The 13,892-nt window shown below is 58.1% G+C and carries 13 protein-coding genes and 1 pseudogene; 11 read left to right on the forward strand and 3 right to left on the reverse strand.

The window, feature by feature from the left end:
- Nucleotides 1–15 precede the first annotated feature (15 nt).
- From ACOZ42_RS01635 to ACOZ42_RS01685, 11 genes are all read left to right on the forward strand, one after another.
- Nucleotides 16–888 (forward strand): transporter, encoded by an 873-nt coding sequence (locus ACOZ42_RS01635; RefSeq protein ID WP_301606473.1) that lies wholly within the window; start codon nucleotides 16–18, stop codon nucleotides 886–888.
- 31 nt (nucleotides 889–919) lie between these two features.
- Complete coding sequence (locus tag ACOZ42_RS01640) at nucleotides 920–2,092, forward strand: amine dehydrogenase large subunit (protein WP_426345468.1); 1,173 nt, start codon at nucleotides 920–922, stop codon at nucleotides 2,090–2,092.
- Nucleotide 2,093: 1 nt separating this feature from the next.
- On the forward strand, nucleotides 2,094–2,636 hold the full coding sequence (locus ACOZ42_RS01645; protein WP_003804345.1) for a MauE/DoxX family redox-associated membrane protein: 543 nt from the start codon (nucleotides 2,094–2,096) through the stop codon (nucleotides 2,634–2,636).
- Nucleotides 2,637–2,645: 9 nt separating this feature from the next.
- Nucleotides 2,646–3,287, forward strand: coding sequence for a methylamine dehydrogenase accessory protein MauD (mauD, locus tag ACOZ42_RS01650; RefSeq protein ID WP_003804344.1), 642 nt, complete (start codon nucleotides 2,646–2,648; stop codon nucleotides 3,285–3,287).
- Nucleotides 3,271–3,819: a methylamine dehydrogenase light chain gene (locus tag ACOZ42_RS01655; protein ID WP_003804342.1), complete on the forward strand. Its 549-nt coding sequence runs from the start codon at nucleotides 3,271–3,273 to the stop codon at nucleotides 3,817–3,819. The genes mauD and ACOZ42_RS01655 overlap by 17 nt, the downstream gene beginning before the upstream one ends.
- A gap of 137 nt (nucleotides 3,820–3,956) precedes the next feature.
- On the forward strand, nucleotides 3,957–4,457 hold the full coding sequence (locus ACOZ42_RS01660) for a hypothetical protein (protein WP_003804341.1): 501 nt from the start codon (nucleotides 3,957–3,959) through the stop codon (nucleotides 4,455–4,457).
- 118 nt (nucleotides 4,458–4,575) lie between these two features.
- The gene (locus tag ACOZ42_RS01665; RefSeq protein ID WP_003804340.1) at nucleotides 4,576–5,526 is read left to right on the forward strand and encodes a helix-turn-helix domain-containing protein; all 951 of its coding nucleotides are present in this window, start codon (nucleotides 4,576–4,578) and stop codon (nucleotides 5,524–5,526) included.
- A 115-nt stretch (nucleotides 5,527–5,641) separates the two neighbouring features.
- The gene (locus tag ACOZ42_RS01670) at nucleotides 5,642–6,445 is read left to right on the forward strand and encodes a hypothetical protein (RefSeq protein WP_003804338.1); all 804 of its coding nucleotides are present in this window, start codon (nucleotides 5,642–5,644) and stop codon (nucleotides 6,443–6,445) included.
- Between the two features lie 31 nt (nucleotides 6,446–6,476).
- The gene (hemE, locus tag ACOZ42_RS01675; protein ID WP_426345469.1) at nucleotides 6,477–7,553 is read left to right on the forward strand and encodes a uroporphyrinogen decarboxylase; all 1,077 of its coding nucleotides are present in this window, start codon (nucleotides 6,477–6,479) and stop codon (nucleotides 7,551–7,553) included.
- 285 nt (nucleotides 7,554–7,838) lie between these two features.
- Complete coding sequence (locus ACOZ42_RS01680) at nucleotides 7,839–9,932, forward strand: primosomal protein N' (protein ID WP_426345470.1); 2,094 nt, start codon at nucleotides 7,839–7,841, stop codon at nucleotides 9,930–9,932.
- Nucleotides 9,933–10,178: 246 nt separating this feature from the next.
- Complete coding sequence (locus ACOZ42_RS01685; protein ID WP_219235507.1) at nucleotides 10,179–12,254, forward strand: UvrD-helicase domain-containing protein; 2,076 nt, start codon at nucleotides 10,179–10,181, stop codon at nucleotides 12,252–12,254.
- A gap of 320 nt (nucleotides 12,255–12,574) precedes the next feature.
- On the opposite strand, the gene ACOZ42_RS01690 is transcribed toward ACOZ42_RS01685, so the two are convergent.
- The 3 genes and pseudogenes from ACOZ42_RS01690 to ACOZ42_RS01700 form a co-directional block, all read right to left on the reverse strand.
- The gene (locus ACOZ42_RS01690; protein WP_022983381.1) at nucleotides 12,575–12,811 is read right to left on the reverse strand and encodes a hypothetical protein; all 237 of its coding nucleotides are present in this window, start codon (nucleotides 12,809–12,811) and stop codon (nucleotides 12,575–12,577) included.
- A gap of 732 nt (nucleotides 12,812–13,543) precedes the next feature.
- A pseudogene (locus tag ACOZ42_RS01695) lies at nucleotides 13,544–13,651 on the reverse strand (glutamate synthase); the annotation flags it as partial.
- A 98-nt stretch (nucleotides 13,652–13,749) separates the two neighbouring features.
- Nucleotides 13,750–13,854: a glutamate synthase gene (locus tag ACOZ42_RS01700; RefSeq protein WP_301606482.1), complete on the reverse strand. Its 105-nt coding sequence runs from the start codon at nucleotides 13,852–13,854 to the stop codon at nucleotides 13,750–13,752.
- Between the last annotated feature and the right edge of the window lie 38 nt (nucleotides 13,855–13,892).

Here is a 13,892-nt window from a genome sequence, read left to right on the forward strand (position 1 = left end):
GAGGAGACAACAATAATGATTGCAATCGTGCAGCGTACCGCTCTGGCCTTGGCCTTGGGCGGCGTCAGTGTCGGGGCCGCCTTTGCCGGGGACCCCAGCGCACGGGACTGGATTCCTGCTCCGGTAGGGACCAATGTTCTGGCCGTTTACATGATGGGGCTGAAATCTCACGGGTTTTACGATCAGGGCGCCCGTCTGGCAGACAGCCCCAAACTGAGTGTGCAAGGCATGGTTTACCGCCAGATGCACTATCGCGAACTGGCCGGTAAAACGGTGCAGTATGAGCTGATTGTGCCTGGCTTGCGCACCACCCTGGATGTGCCCGGAGCACCGCGTGACCGCCTGACTGGTATTGGCGATGTGACCGCCGGTGCCGCGGTCTGGCTGCACAATGATCCCGACAATCGATTCTGGTTTGCCTGGGAGCCCTTCATTACCGCACCGACGGGTCGCTACCACGGCTCACAGGCCGATGTGTCTGCCGGCAAGAACCGCTGGAGCACCGTACAGGATTTTGCAATCGTCAAAGGTTTCGGGGAATCCTCGTTTGTGGAGGGCGTGGCGGAGTTTGAATTCTTTGGCAATAACAAGAACTACTACGGCCAGACCCTGAAAAAAGACACGGCAATCCGCTTGATGGCGTTGGTGTCCACCAACTTGACTGAGAAAACGTATGTGGGTTTGCGCTACCGCTACGAAACGGGCGGTCGCGAGCGGGTCAATGGGCAAACCACCGTCACGCGGGCGCGCAACCATCAACTTGCAGCCGAGATCACCCATCAGTTGACGGATGCCCATCAGGTGCAACTGCAATACATCCATGATTTGAAAGTCGAAAATGGCCCGCGTATGCGCGGCCTGCAATTCCGTTATGCCTATGCGTTCTGACAGCGTGGACGCCCATGAGGAGAGACATCCAATGAAGTCTAAATTTAAAGTATCGACTGCCGCCGCTTTGCTGGGCTTGCTGGCGCTGGGCGGTGGCGCACAAGCCCAGGACAAGCCGCGCGAGGTTCTGACAGGCGGGCACAGTGTGTCTGCCCCGCAGGAAAATCGTATCTATGTCATGGACTCGGTGTTCATGCACCTGACCGAAAGCCGTGTCCATGTTTATGACTACACCACGGGCAAATTCCTGGGCATGGTGCCAACGGCCTTTAACGGTCATGTGCAGTTGTCCAATGATGGCAAGAAAATCTACACCATGACGACCTACCACGAGCGTATTACCCGCGGTAAGCGCTCGGACGTGGTGGAGGTCTGGGATGCCGACAAGCTGACCTTTGAAAAAGAGATCGCTTTGCCGCCCAAGCGCGTGCAGGGCCTGAACTACGATGGCCTGTTCCGTCAGACCACGGATGGCAAGTTCATCGTGCTGCAAAATGCCTCGCCAGCGACCTCGATTGGTATTGTCGATGTGGCCAAAGGCGATTATGTGGAGGACGTGACTGCCGCTGCCGGGTGCTGGAGCGTGATCCCCCAGCCTAACCGGCCACGCAGTTTCATGACCATTTGCGGCGATGGCGGCTTGCTGACCATCAATCTGGACGAGAACGGCAAGGTGGCCAGCCAGTCGCGCAGCAAGCCCATGTTCTCCGTGAAGGATGATCCAGTCTTCATCGCCCCGGCCCTGGATAAGGACAAAGCCTATTTCGTCTCCTATTACGGCAATCTCTACAGCGCCGATTTCAGTGGAGATGAGGTCAAGGTAGGGGGCCCCTGGTCCATGCTGGACGACGAGGACAAGGCGGGCAACTGGGTGCCTGGCGGCTACAACCTGGTGGGCCTGCACCGTGCCAGCGGCCGTATGTACGTGTTCATGCACCCCGATGGCAAAGAGGGCACCCATAAGTTCCCTGCCGCCGAGATCTGGGTTCTGGACACCAAGACCAAAAAGCGGATCGCCCGTATTCCTGGTCGGGATGCCTTGTCCATGACCATCGATCAGCAACGCGATCTGATGCTGACGCTGGACGGTGGCAATGTGAATGTCTACGACATCAGCCAAGCTGAACCCAAGCTCTTGCGCACCATTGAAGGCGCGGCAGAAGCCTCTTTGCAGGTTCAGTTCCACCCGGTGGGAGGGGCTTGATATGGACCCCGTCCTGACCTATGCCAGCCTGGCGTGTCTGGCTGTGCTGATGGGGCTGGGCGCCCTGGACAAACTGCGCCACTTCAGCTTGTTTGAGGCTGCCGTGGGCGCCTACCGCCTGTTGCCCGAAGCCCTGGTGCGTCCGTTCAGTGTGTTGTTTGTGGCCGCCGAAGCCCTGAGTACGCCCTTGCTGTTGTGGCCGGCCAGTCGTTCGCTGGGGGCGGTGCTGGCTCTATGCGTGTTGCTGGTCGCCACCAGCGGGATTGTGCTGAACCTGCTGCGTGGCCGTCGCGATGTGGATTGCGGCTGCTCGGGCCTGGGTGAGTCTTCCGGCGGCCTGTCCTGGTGGCTGGTGGCGCGCAATGCCGTGCTGGCTGCGCTGGCGCTGGTCAGTGGTGATTGGGCGAGTGATGGTGCCCGTGAGCTGGTCTGGGTGGACGGCTTGACGTTCTTTGGTACCACCTTGGCCTTGTTGGGGCTGTATTACGCGGCCAACCAACTGATCGAATCCCATCTGAAATTTCAGAAAATGCAGAATTCCTAGGAGACCTCAATGACCGCTTTACTGATTTCCAATGTCATTTTGTGGGTAATCGTACTGGCCCTGGTGCTGGTGGTGCTTGCCCTGTCGCGCCAGATCGGCGTGTTGTACGAACGGGTCGCTCCCATGGGGGCGCTGACCATGGACAAGGGGCCGCAAGTGGGTGATGCTGCCCCGGTGATGGAGCTGCAGGACCTGCGTGGTCGAGCAGTCTCGGTCGGGGTGGCCGGCCCGCGCAGCCAACTGATTTTCTTCATGTCCCCCACCTGCCCGGTATGCAAGAAGCTCCTGCCGATTCTGAAGTCCATTCAGGGTTCGGAAGGCCAGTGGGTCGATATTGTGCTGGCCAGTGATGGTGAGATGCCCGAGCACCTGGCGTTCTACCAGAAAGCGCAACTGGATGCCTTCCCCTACGTTCTGTCCACCCAGTTGGGCATGGGTTTTCAGATCAGCAAGCTGCCCTATGCGGTTCTGATCGACGAGCAGGGTGTGGTGCGCGGCAAGGGACTGGTCAATTCGCGTGAACAGCTCGAAAGCCTGTTTACCGCCAAAGACCTGGGCGTGGCCTCGGCGCAAGAATACTTGGCCGGCGACTCGGGCATGAAGCAAGTGCAGGTATCACGAAAGGAGAACGTCAATGCGTTGGCTGGATAAATTTGGGGAGAGTCTCTCCCGTTCTGTGGCCCACAAGACTTCGCGTCGCAGCGTGCTGCGCTCGGTGGGCAAGTTAATGGTCGGTTCGGCCTTTGTGCTGCCGGTCCTGCCTGTGGCCCGCGCTGCGGGCGGCGGTAGCAACAGCAGTGCTGCGGATCACCTCAGTTTGAATCCCGATCTGGCCAATGAAGACGAGGTGAACTCCTGCGACTACTGGCGTCACTGCGCGGTGGACGGGTTCCTGTGTTCGTGCTGCGGTGGCACAACCACCACCTGCCCGCCAGGATCAACGCCTTCGCCCATTTCGTGGATTGGCACCTGCCACAACCCGCATGATGGCAAGGACTATCTGATCAGCTACCACGACTGCTGCGGCAAGACCGCCTGCGGGCGCTGCCAGTGCAACACGCAGACCCGCGAGCGCCCCGGTTACGAGTTCTTCCTGCATAACGATGTCAACTGGTGCATGGCAAACGAGAACAGTACGTTCCATTGCACGACATCGGTGTTGGTGGGTTTGGCGAAAAACTAAAACAAGCCGCCAGCGTGCCCACGCTCTGCAAGAAGGGATCTTTGGGTCGCTTCTTTGCCGGGTGTGGGCTCGTTCTTGGGCTTGAGCATGGTGAGCGGCGGCCTGGAAGGCGTCCGCTCCACGAAGGAGGCATCACTGTGTGGACATCGTTGCGCCTGGCCTGTTTGGGCGCCGTACTCCTGGCGTTCACGCCTTGGGCTCAGGCCCAGGAAGAGATGGCCGGAACGGGCGATTACTTGCAAAGCTCCCAAGCTTTTAAAGACTATATGCTGCAATGCGCGGGCTGCCATCGCTATGACGGTCAAGGCTTGACGCATCGTGGGATTCCGGATTTCAACCGCTCTATCGGCCTGTTCACGCGTTTGCCGGCGGGGCGGGAATACATGATACGGGTGCCCGGCGCGTCGCAGTCGCAATTGGACAATGCCGACTTGGCGCGTGTGCTGAACTGGATCGTGGCCAAGTTCAGCCCGGAAGACATCACGCCCGAATACCGGCCTTTTACCTCTGCCGAGGTGGGGGCTTCACGAGCGCAACGCTTTGACGATGTGCTCAAGGCGCGTACAGCGTTGACCGCCAAAATGAACCGCATGGGTCTGGAGCCTGCTCCTTACCTGTACGGTTCCATGGAACGCTGAAACAGCGGGTTAACGTCCGTAGACGCTTGGATTTTTTAGGGCTATAAGAAAAGGGGGCATGTCATGCCCTCATCCCGATCATTAGCGTTGGCCGCAAGGGCCCCCCCAGGCAATGTCCATGTTATTGCGCACTCCCTCTGCCTCTTTCAAGAGCCTTGCCGCTTGGCAGGAAGTGGTGTGCGCGTACTTTGTGCCCCTGGAGGTACAGCCCGACTCGCGTCGGGGCTTTTCCAACCGTGCGGCAAGCGATCGCATGGGTTCGGTCGATGTCATGGAGCTATGTACCAGTGCGCAGCGTGTGCGGCGCACTCAGGCCCTGGCAAGCCGTTCCGAGCAGGCTCTTTACAAGGTCACCTTGCAGATCAGCGGCAGCAGCCAGATTGAACAGGATGATCGCAGCGCTATATTGCATGCCGGGCAGTGGGGCATTTATGACACCACCCGCCCCTATGAAGTCGCCGTGCAGGATCAATCCCATTTTCTGGTCCTGCAGTTTGAGGAGGAGCGCCTGCTGCCTTGGCTACCCTGGCTGAGCGATGCGGTGGCCCGTTCCTTTTCCGCCACCACAGGCCCCGCCCGGATTGCCATGGACATGCTGCGGCTGGGTTTGCAAGAGCGCGGGCATTTGTCACCCTCGGCCTTGAGCGAACTGTCTCAGACCGTGATTCGCATGATGGCGCTGAGCCTGGCCGACGGACGCCCGGTGCCCAGCGAGTCCGCCCTGGACGAGGTGCGGCGTGGCCAGTTGCTGCAAATTCAACAGTATGTGCAGGACCATCTGGGGGATGCGGGATTGAATGCGCAGTCTCTGGCGCTGCAGTTCCGCATTTCGCGGCGTTATCTCTACAAGCTGTTTGAATTGTGCGGGCAGGCGCCCGCTGATTACATCATGGCTGCCCGCCTGGAGCGCGCCTGTCAATTGCTGCTCGATGGCAAGCCGGGTCGGCAGATCAGTGAGCTGGCCTGGCAGATGGGTTTTTCCGACGCGGCGGTGTTCAGCCACGCGTTTCGCCGCCGCTACGGCGTGTCCCCCAGTGAGTGGCGTCGCAGCCGTCTGTGCGGGGATTAAGTATAGCTACGTAGGCGCAAGTCCGACTTATCGCAAACGGGTCGGATTCCTATTCTAGAAGCTCACGATCTTGAGGCGACCCGTGGGGTACGCCCAGCTTCTCAAGGACAGTTTTATGCGTCTACACCTCGATTGCGCTTTGTTGCACACCCATCCTGACTGGGCCCGCAATTTGCAGGCCATCATTCCCCCTTGCGAGCGTTTGCAATTGCACCTGTTGCAGGCCCCGCCGGCCACCTGCCCCGATCAGGACTACCTGTTTTTACGCCGCTCAGCCGCCTTGCTGTTGCGATTTGACGCCTGTCTGATACCGATCGAAGCGGCCACCCTGATCCACGTGCGCCGCGCCTTGTCTGCGGCCCGAGGGCACCTGCCGGTGCCGGTCTTTGGCCTGGTGCGTGCCACCATCAAGGCTGCCGCCTTGACAGACCTGCTGGAGCTGGGCCTGGCCGACTATGTGCGCGAGCCTTTATGCCTGGACGATCTACGTGCCCGCATCCATCGCCAGCGTTTGCAGTCCTCATCCCATGCTTTGAATGAACCGGGACTGTCCGGTCGGATACACTATAGGGTGCAGGAAAACCAGGATCTGGTCCTGCACCCCGGCCCAACGGAGCAGCGCCTGTCGCAAACGATCTTGCAACAGGAGGGGACGACGCTGGAAGCCTATGCCGCTGCGGTAGCCTCGCGCTATGCCTGCAGCCAGGAGTCTTTCAAAGTTGCCAAGGGACGGATAGTGGCCCGCTTCGAGCAGGCTTACATCCATGCCGCCCTTGATCGCCATCGCGGTAATATCGCCATGGCAGCCCGCTCCGCGCAAAAGCACCGGCGTGCTTTCTGGGCACTGATGCGCAAGCACCATATCGATGCAGCACGCTTTCGATCCGCGTCAAGCCCAGACGACGAACACGATGGTTAAAATTAACAGGCATTTTTCAATAGGGATTGCCGTGTCTTTACCTCAATTAAAAAACGATGTTTTCCTGCGCTCGCTGTTGCGCGAACCTGTGCCCTACACCCCCATCTGGCTGATGCGTCAGGCCGGGCGTTATTTGCCTGAATACAATGCCACCCGTGCCCAGGCTGGCTCCTTCATGCAACTGGCTCAGAATCCCGAATTTGCGTGCGAAGTCACCTTGCAGCCCTTGCGCCGTTTCGATCTGGATGCCGCCATTCTGTTTTCGGACATCCTGACCGTGCCACACGCCATGGGCCTGGGTCTGGATTTCGTCGCCGGTGAAGGCCCACGCTTTGCGCGTCCCGTGCGCAACGAGGCCGACGTCATGGCACTGGAAGCGCCCGACATGGGCAAGCTGCAATACGTGTTTGACGCGGTCTCACTGATCCGCAAGGAGCTGGACGGCAAGGTGCCGCTGATCGGTTTTGCCGGCAGTCCCTGGACAATCGCCTGCTACATGGTTGAAGGCCAGGGCTCGGATGACTACCGCCTGGTAAAAAGCATGATGTATCAGCGTCCGGACCTGATGCACCGCATGCTGGAAATCAACGCCCAAACCACCTGCGAATATCTAAACAATCAGATACGCGCCGGTGCACAGGCTGTGATGCTGTTCGACAGCTGGGGCGGCGTGCTGTCCGATTCCCTGTTCCAGGAGTTTACCCTGGCCTATACCCGCAAGGTGGTCGATGGCCTGATTCGCGAGCACGATGGCCAGCGCGTTCCCGTCATTGTCTTTACCAAGGGCGGTGGCATGTGGCTGGAAGATATCGCGGGCTGTGGTGCGGATGCCATGGGCGTAGACTGGACAGTGAATCTGTCCCGAGCCCGTGCTCGTATCGGCGACAAACTGGCCCTGCAAGGCAATCTGGACCCCATGACCATGTTCGGGGGTGAAGAGGCCATTCGCCGGGAAGCCCGCCGTGTGATCGATGACTTCGGTCCCGTGGGCCAGGGCGGCCACGTGTTCAACTTCGGTCATGGCATCTCGCGTTTTACCGATCCGGAAGCCGTGGGCATTCTGGTGGATGAAGTGCATTCCTACAGCCGTCGCCATCACAGCGTTTGATCCTTATTGCGCACAAGCTGAGACAGCTTGTGCGCAAAGTTATACACACAGTCCGACTCAGTGTTGAGGCCTTTCTATTTAAGGTTCGATTTCAATACCTGATTTTAATTGTTTGATATCTCTAGGTTTTATCTTTATTCCAGAGATATTGAAAATTAAATTGTATCTGTGCTTGCTTCTTTGTATTTTTTGTTCATGTCATTTTCCCCAAAGTTATCCACAGGTCGCTAAGCTCTTGACTTATCAGGCTTTCAGCCCGGCCAGCCCTTTTTTGAAACACCATCCATGACCGCCACCCCAGACGCTATTTCTGCATCGGCAAGCACCGGGCCTTTCTGGCTGCATGTAGCCCTGGACGTTCCCCTTGAGGGGGTGTTTGACTATCAGCACCATGAGCCTGTGCAGGTTGGACAACGGGTGATTGTGCATTTTGGGCGGCGGCAGATGATAGGCGTTGTGGTGGCGTTGCCCGAGCAACCTTCCTATCCGCCCGAGCAGGTCAAGGCGATTGATCAACTGCTGGATGACTTGCCTCCTTTCCCGGAGGACTGGTTGCGGATGGCGCGCTTTGCGTCTACCTATTACCACCGTCCTCTGGGTGAGGTCATGATGCCATCCTTGCCGGGGCCCTTGCGCAAACCCTCCGCCTATCTGGGCAAGCGGTCTGCAGGGGGGCCAGTACTGCGCCTGGCCAAGCGCAAGGAAAAGAAGGTGGAACCGGTGGACAGCGATGTCCTGCCTGTGCTCAATGCCGAACAGCAGGCTGCGGTGGATGGCATTGTGGCCGCCAAACCCGGTAGCTGCATCTTGCTGCACGGGGTAACGGGTAGCGGTAAAACCGAAGTCTATATGCGGGTGTTGGAACACGCGTTGGCTGCAGGCCGGCAGGTCTTGTTTATGGTGCCTGAAATCAATCTGACGCCCCAGTTCGAGCAAGTCCTGCGCGCCCGTTTGGCGCGTGTCTTACCGGGCGATGTGCTGGCTGTCCTGCATAGCGGCCTGTCCGAAGGTGAACGGCTGCGTTCTTGGTTGCGCGTCAATAGTGGTCAGGCGCGTATTCTGCTGGGAACACGGTTGTCCATCTTTACCCCCATGCCTGAGCTGGGCCTGATTATCGTGGATGAGGAGCACGACGCTTCTTACAAGCAGCAAGATGGCCTGCGTTACTCCGCGCGGGACTTGGCCGTATGGCGTGGTTATGACCTGAAAGTACCGGTGGTGCTGGGTTCAGCGACCCCTTCGCTGGAAAGCTGGAATCACGCCCGGCAAGGGCGTTATCGTCTCTTGAGTCTGCCCAAACGGGCGCGTGAGGTTTCCCTGCCGCGGGTACGGCTGGTCGATACCCGGCATTTGCGTCTGGAGTCCGGTTTTTCGCCGCAACTGTTGGAGGCCCTGGAAGCTTGTCTGGAGCGTGGTGAACAGTCGCTGGTTTTCATTAACCGGCGGGGCTACGCACCTGTGCTGCATTGTGCGTCCTGTGGCTGGCTGTCCCAATGCCCCCGTTGTACGGTTTATACCGTGCTCCATAGGCAAAATGGCTTCAAGCACAATTTGCAATGTCATCACTGCGGCTATCAGGCCCCAGTGCCACGTGCCTGCCCCGATTGTGGCGATCAGGATCTGCAACCCATGGGTCGTGGCACGCAACGGATCGAAGAGTTTCTGGGCGAGCGTTTTCCCAATGCGAGACTGGTGCGTATCGATGCCGACAGCACCCGCTTGAAGGGCAGTGCGCAACAATTGTTCGAGCAGGTGCATGCGGGCGAAGTGGACATTATGGTGGGCACGCAAATGGTGGCCAAAGGTCATGACTTCACGCGTCTGAGCGTAGTCGGTGTACTCAATGCCGATGCCACGCTGTTTGCACATGATTTTCGGGCGCCAGAACGTTTGTTTGCTCAGTTAATGCAGGTTGCGGGTCGGGCTGGCCGTCACACGGAAGGGGCGGATGTCATTATCCAGACGGGCTACCCGGAGCAGGCTGTCTACCAGAGTTTGATCAGGCACGATTACATAGGCTTTGCTCAAAGCGCCCTGAGCGAGCGCGAATCCGTGGGTTTGCCGCCTTTTGCTTATCAGGTGCTGTTGTCAGCCGAGGCGCCACAGTTGGCGGATGCCCTGCGTTTGTTGACCCAGGCGCGTCGCCTGCCCGAAGACCACCCCAATGAATTTCCCGGTGCGGATCAGGTTTTCCTGTACGATCCAGTGCCGTTGCGCGTATTGCGCGTTGCCAAGGTCGAGCGTGCCCAGTTGCTGCTGGAAAGCGCTCATCGTCCGGCTTTGCAGGCCTTTGTGCGCTACTGGGGGCCACAGGTTGCGCAACTGGCCAAACAGCACAAGGTGCGTATTACGATTGAGGTCGACCCCCTCGAGATTTAAGGTTCCACAGGCTCAGGTACGTAGAGAGACAGTAGGAGCGTCTCGGGTACAGCAGGGTGTATCCTTGTGCGCTATGCGGCGGTACCGCATGCTGTCATGCCGTTGTACCTTGCCGCCGCTGTCTTTCTGAGCCAGCCTGTCGTTTTGCATCAAACCGTACTCGGACTGGCCGGGATGTCACCTTTAGCGCTGCTTGTTGTTTGGCCTTGAGCCTCGTTTTCTTGCCTAGTACTCACTGATTCCACCATGACTACCTCCGTCACTACACCAGGCCATACCGTCCCCACTGACCTGAACGCCATGCAACGTCAGGCTGTGTTGTATATGGATGGGCCCTGTCTGGTGCTGGCTGGGGCAGGGAGTGGCAAAACACGAGTAATCACGCAGAAAATCGCCTATTTGCTGCGCGAGTGTGGATATACCGGCCGCCAAGTGGTGGCGCTGACTTTCACCAATAAAGCCGCACGTGAAATGAACGAGCGGATTCGCGCCTTGGTGGACCCCAAGCTGCTGCGGGGGTTGACCGTCAGCACGTTCCACTCTCTGGGCCTGCGCATGCTGCGTGAGGAGGCTCAGCACGTGGGTTTGAAGCCGCGCTTTTCCATTCTGGACGCGAATGATGCCCTGGCGATTATTCAGGAGCTGTTGGCCACCACGGACAAAGGGCGCCTCAGATCCGTGCAACAAGAGATCTCCTTGTGGAAGAACGCCTTGATGGGGCCTGACCAGGCAGAGCGTGCCGCGAACTCACCCAGCCAGATAGAAGCGGCCCGCATTTACCGAGACTATGCGGCCACCTTGATTGCCTATCAGTCGGTGGATTTTGATGACCTGATTCGCTTGCCTGCGCAATTGATGCAAGACAATCAGGAAGTGTGCGAACGTTGGCAGCGCCGAGTGCAGTATCTGCTGGTGGACGAGTATCAGGACACCAATCTTTGTCAGTATCAGTTGGTGCGCTCCCTGACAGGGCAGCGCAACATGTTTACAGTGGTCGGCGATGACGATCAGGCGATCTATGCCTGGCGCGGCGCTACCGTGGAGAATCTGGCGCAGTTGCCTAAGGATTATCCCGAGCTGAAAGTCATCAAACTGGAGCAGAACTATCGCTCCGTGCAGCGAATCTTACAGGCAGCCAATAATGTCATTGGCAACAATCCGGTCGTGTTCGGAAAAAAACTGTGGTCCGATCTGGGTTTTGGTGAGCCCATTCAGGTTCATGTCACAGACGACGAGCAGCATGAGGCCGACTCGGTGGCCATGCGTATCTCGGCAGAGCGCTTCGAGCGTCAGGCCGAATGGCGTGATTTTGCGGTGCTGTACCGCGGCAACCACCAGGCCCGTATCTTTGAGCAGGCGCTGCGTAATTTGCGTATTCCTTACACCATCTCCGGCGGGCAAAGCTTTTTCGACAAGGCCGAGATTCGCGACATTCTGTCGTACTTGCGCATTGTGGCTAACGAGGATGATGACCCGGCATTCATCCGGGCGGCCACCACTCCGCGTCGGGGGATAGGGCAAGCCACGTTGCAGGTGCTGGGTCAGTTTGCGGCAGAACAAAAGCTGTCTTTGTTTGCGGCCGTCTCACCACTTGCGCTGACAGATCGCTTGCCCGAGCGGCAGTTGGAGCCTTTACGCGTGTTTGCGCAGTTTATTGGGCGTATTCAGCAACGAGCTGATCGGGTAGAAAGTGAGCAGGAAGGACATGACACGGCTGTCAGCGAGCTGCTGGACGAACTGCTGCGAGCCATCGATTACGAGCGCTATCTCTACGATATGTTCGACGAACGCCCTGCGCAGACCCGTTGGGAAAACGTGCTGGAGCTGATTACCTGGTTGAAGTCCAAAGCGGCAGACGATGAGCTTAGTTTGAATGATCTGGTGCAGCGAGTCGCCCTGATCACCATGCTGGAACGCGGTGAGGACGATGACCCGGATGCGGTCAAATTGTCCACGCTTCATGCTTCCAAGGGGCTGGAGTATCCGCATGTGTTTTTGGTGGGGGTGGAAGAAGGGCTGTTGCCGCACATCGGGCGCGATGACGAGGATATAGACCCGGATCAAGAAGCAGATATTCTGGCCCAGCGTATTCAGGAAGAACGGCGTCTGATGTATGTGGGCATTACCCGTGCACAGCGTAGCTTGCGCTTGAGCTGGTGCAAGAAACGTAGACGTGCGCGTGAGAATCTGGTGCGCGAGCGCTCCCGCTTTATTGATGAGATGAAGATCGAAGACCCCGGTGCGCAGGAAGATCCGGCGCAGGCGGCCTTGAGTCCCAAGCAGCGCCTGGATATGTTGAAGAACTTGTTGAACAAGTCTTGAGCGCTTTGCCTTGATTGAGAACGCTTGGGTTCTCGGTCTGGACTTGGGGGCTGGGTTGTCCTGCAGGCCCGCTTTTGCGGGCCTTTTGCATGGTTTACATCATCAGAAGTGGTATTGCCTTTGTAAAAGCCAGTCTCTTTCTTGGGGGACAAGCCGTGAGGTGCTGACGCCCGTTGATCTAAGATCTTGGGCTGTGCGTCAGGGTGCGCTGACGGAAACGCGGGTTTGGCAGGCGCAGAAAAAACAAAAGCCTGCTAAATCAGCAGGCTTTTCAACATCAAGCGGTGTTTTGCTTGAGCGGTACGACGGTGATGCGTGGCTTACCAGTAGCTGGCCGACATGCGGGAATCACGGATGCGGGCTTCGTTCAAGGCGCGGGTCAGTTCGACCATGTACTTGAACACCACGTTTGCGGCTTTGGAAACTTGTTTGGCCGCTGCTTTGGTCAGTGCAGTTAAAGACACGGATTCACCATTTTCCAGGGCGTGCTGCATTACCCCACGCTCAACAGCATCACTCCAGTGGATGTAGTGCGAGTAAGTGGTCATGGTAGACATTTGCTTTCCCTTTAAGGTGAAGGTCTAAGTTACGAATCCTCATTATAGGGTTTTCCCTAGTTTTTAAGCAAGGGTAAACCCTAGGGGGTGGGGTGGCTTGTGGTTTTTAAGGGAAAACCCTAGATTTCTGATGAATGTTGTTTGGAATCAGAGGGTTGTGGTGGCTTGGTTTGGCTTGGTTTGGATCGTTTTCGTTGGGGGCTTCCTTGCGGCAGTCCTTGCTGGCGGGGGACGGGGGTGGAGCGGAAGCCTGCCGGTGCTGCGCACCGATACCCTTGTCTGAGCCTGTCGTAGGGCGCTCCTTGAACTCGTTCGGTGGTTTGTCCCCCGGACAAACCACAAGCGCCGAACTCAAACAGCAAGGCGCTTGCATCCCTACGACAGCCTCAGACGGCGGCAAGCTCCCTGATTGCTCCAATCCCGTCCCCCGCCAGCAAGGACTTCAGAATGGTGGCAGCCAACCGCCAACCGCCAACCGCCAATAAGCTCCCGCGGTGTTGTCTTTAATCTGCCGCTTCACGGCTAGAGCTAGTGACTGTGGATCGATAGCCTGTAGGCTGATTGCAAACGGCAAACGGCAAACGGCAAACGGCAAACGGCAAACGGCAAACGGCACATAAGATCCTGTAACGTCGCTTTGCGTTGTTAACGGGCAGGGCCCATTCGCTCAAAGACAAACAGCCAACCGTTTCTCGCGGCTGGCTGTTTGCTTGCTGGCGCTGCCAAGAGGACTTAGCGGTGCAGTGTCGAACTTCCCATCAGGAACTCATCGACGGAACGGGCACACTGGCGACGTTCGCGGATGGCCCAGATGATCAGGGGCTGGCCGCGTTGCATGTCGCTTCGCATTGTTAACGAGCAGGGCCCATTCGCTCAAAGACAAACAGCCAACCGTTTCTCGCGGCTGGCTGTTTGCTTGCTGGCGCTGCCAAGAGGACTTAGCGGGGCAGTGTGGAACTTCCCATCAGGAACTCATCGACGGAACGGGCACACTGGCGACCTTCGCGGATGGCCCAGATGATCAGGGGCTGGCCGCGTCGCATGTCGCTTCGCGTTGTTAACGGGCAGGGCCCATTCGCTC

This window comes from Alcaligenes sp. HNGD-HTN06 (genome assembly GCF_049932565.1).
GTDB classification, from domain to species: Bacteria; Pseudomonadota; Gammaproteobacteria; order Burkholderiales; family Burkholderiaceae_B; genus Alcaligenes; species Alcaligenes ammonioxydans.

Bases quoted from the DNA above. Each gene is read 5' to 3' on its own strand.
- ACOZ42_RS01670 (WP_003804338.1), top strand. From the start codon at position 5,642: ATGCGTCTACACCTCGATTGCGCTTTGTTGCACACCCATCCTGACTGG.
- ACOZ42_RS01680 (WP_426345470.1), top strand. From the start codon at position 7,839: ATGACCGCCACCCCAGACGCTATTTCTGCATCGGCAAGCACCGGGCCT.
- ACOZ42_RS01655 (WP_003804342.1), top strand. From the start codon at position 3,271: ATGCGTTGGCTGGATAAATTTGGGGAGAGTCTCTCCCGTTCTGTGGCC.
- ACOZ42_RS01665 (WP_003804340.1), top strand. From the start codon at position 4,576: ATGTTATTGCGCACTCCCTCTGCCTCTTTCAAGAGCCTTGCCGCTTGG.
- ACOZ42_RS01635 (WP_301606473.1), top strand. From the start codon at position 16: ATGATTGCAATCGTGCAGCGTACCGCTCTGGCCTTGGCCTTGGGCGGC.
- ACOZ42_RS01685 (WP_219235507.1), top strand. From the start codon at position 10,179: ATGACTACCTCCGTCACTACACCAGGCCATACCGTCCCCACTGACCTG.
- mauD (WP_003804344.1), top strand. From the start codon at position 2,646: ATGACCGCTTTACTGATTTCCAATGTCATTTTGTGGGTAATCGTACTG.
- ACOZ42_RS01700 (WP_301606482.1), bottom strand. From the start codon at position 13,854: ATGCGACGCGGCCAGCCCCTGATCATCTGGGCCATCCGCGAAGGTCGC.
- ACOZ42_RS01640 (WP_426345468.1), top strand. From the start codon at position 920: ATGAAGTCTAAATTTAAAGTATCGACTGCCGCCGCTTTGCTGGGCTTG.
- ACOZ42_RS01690 (WP_022983381.1), bottom strand. From the start codon at position 12,811: ATGTCTACCATGACCACTTACTCGCACTACATCCACTGGAGTGATGCT.
- ACOZ42_RS01645 (WP_003804345.1), top strand. From the start codon at position 2,094: ATGGACCCCGTCCTGACCTATGCCAGCCTGGCGTGTCTGGCTGTGCTG.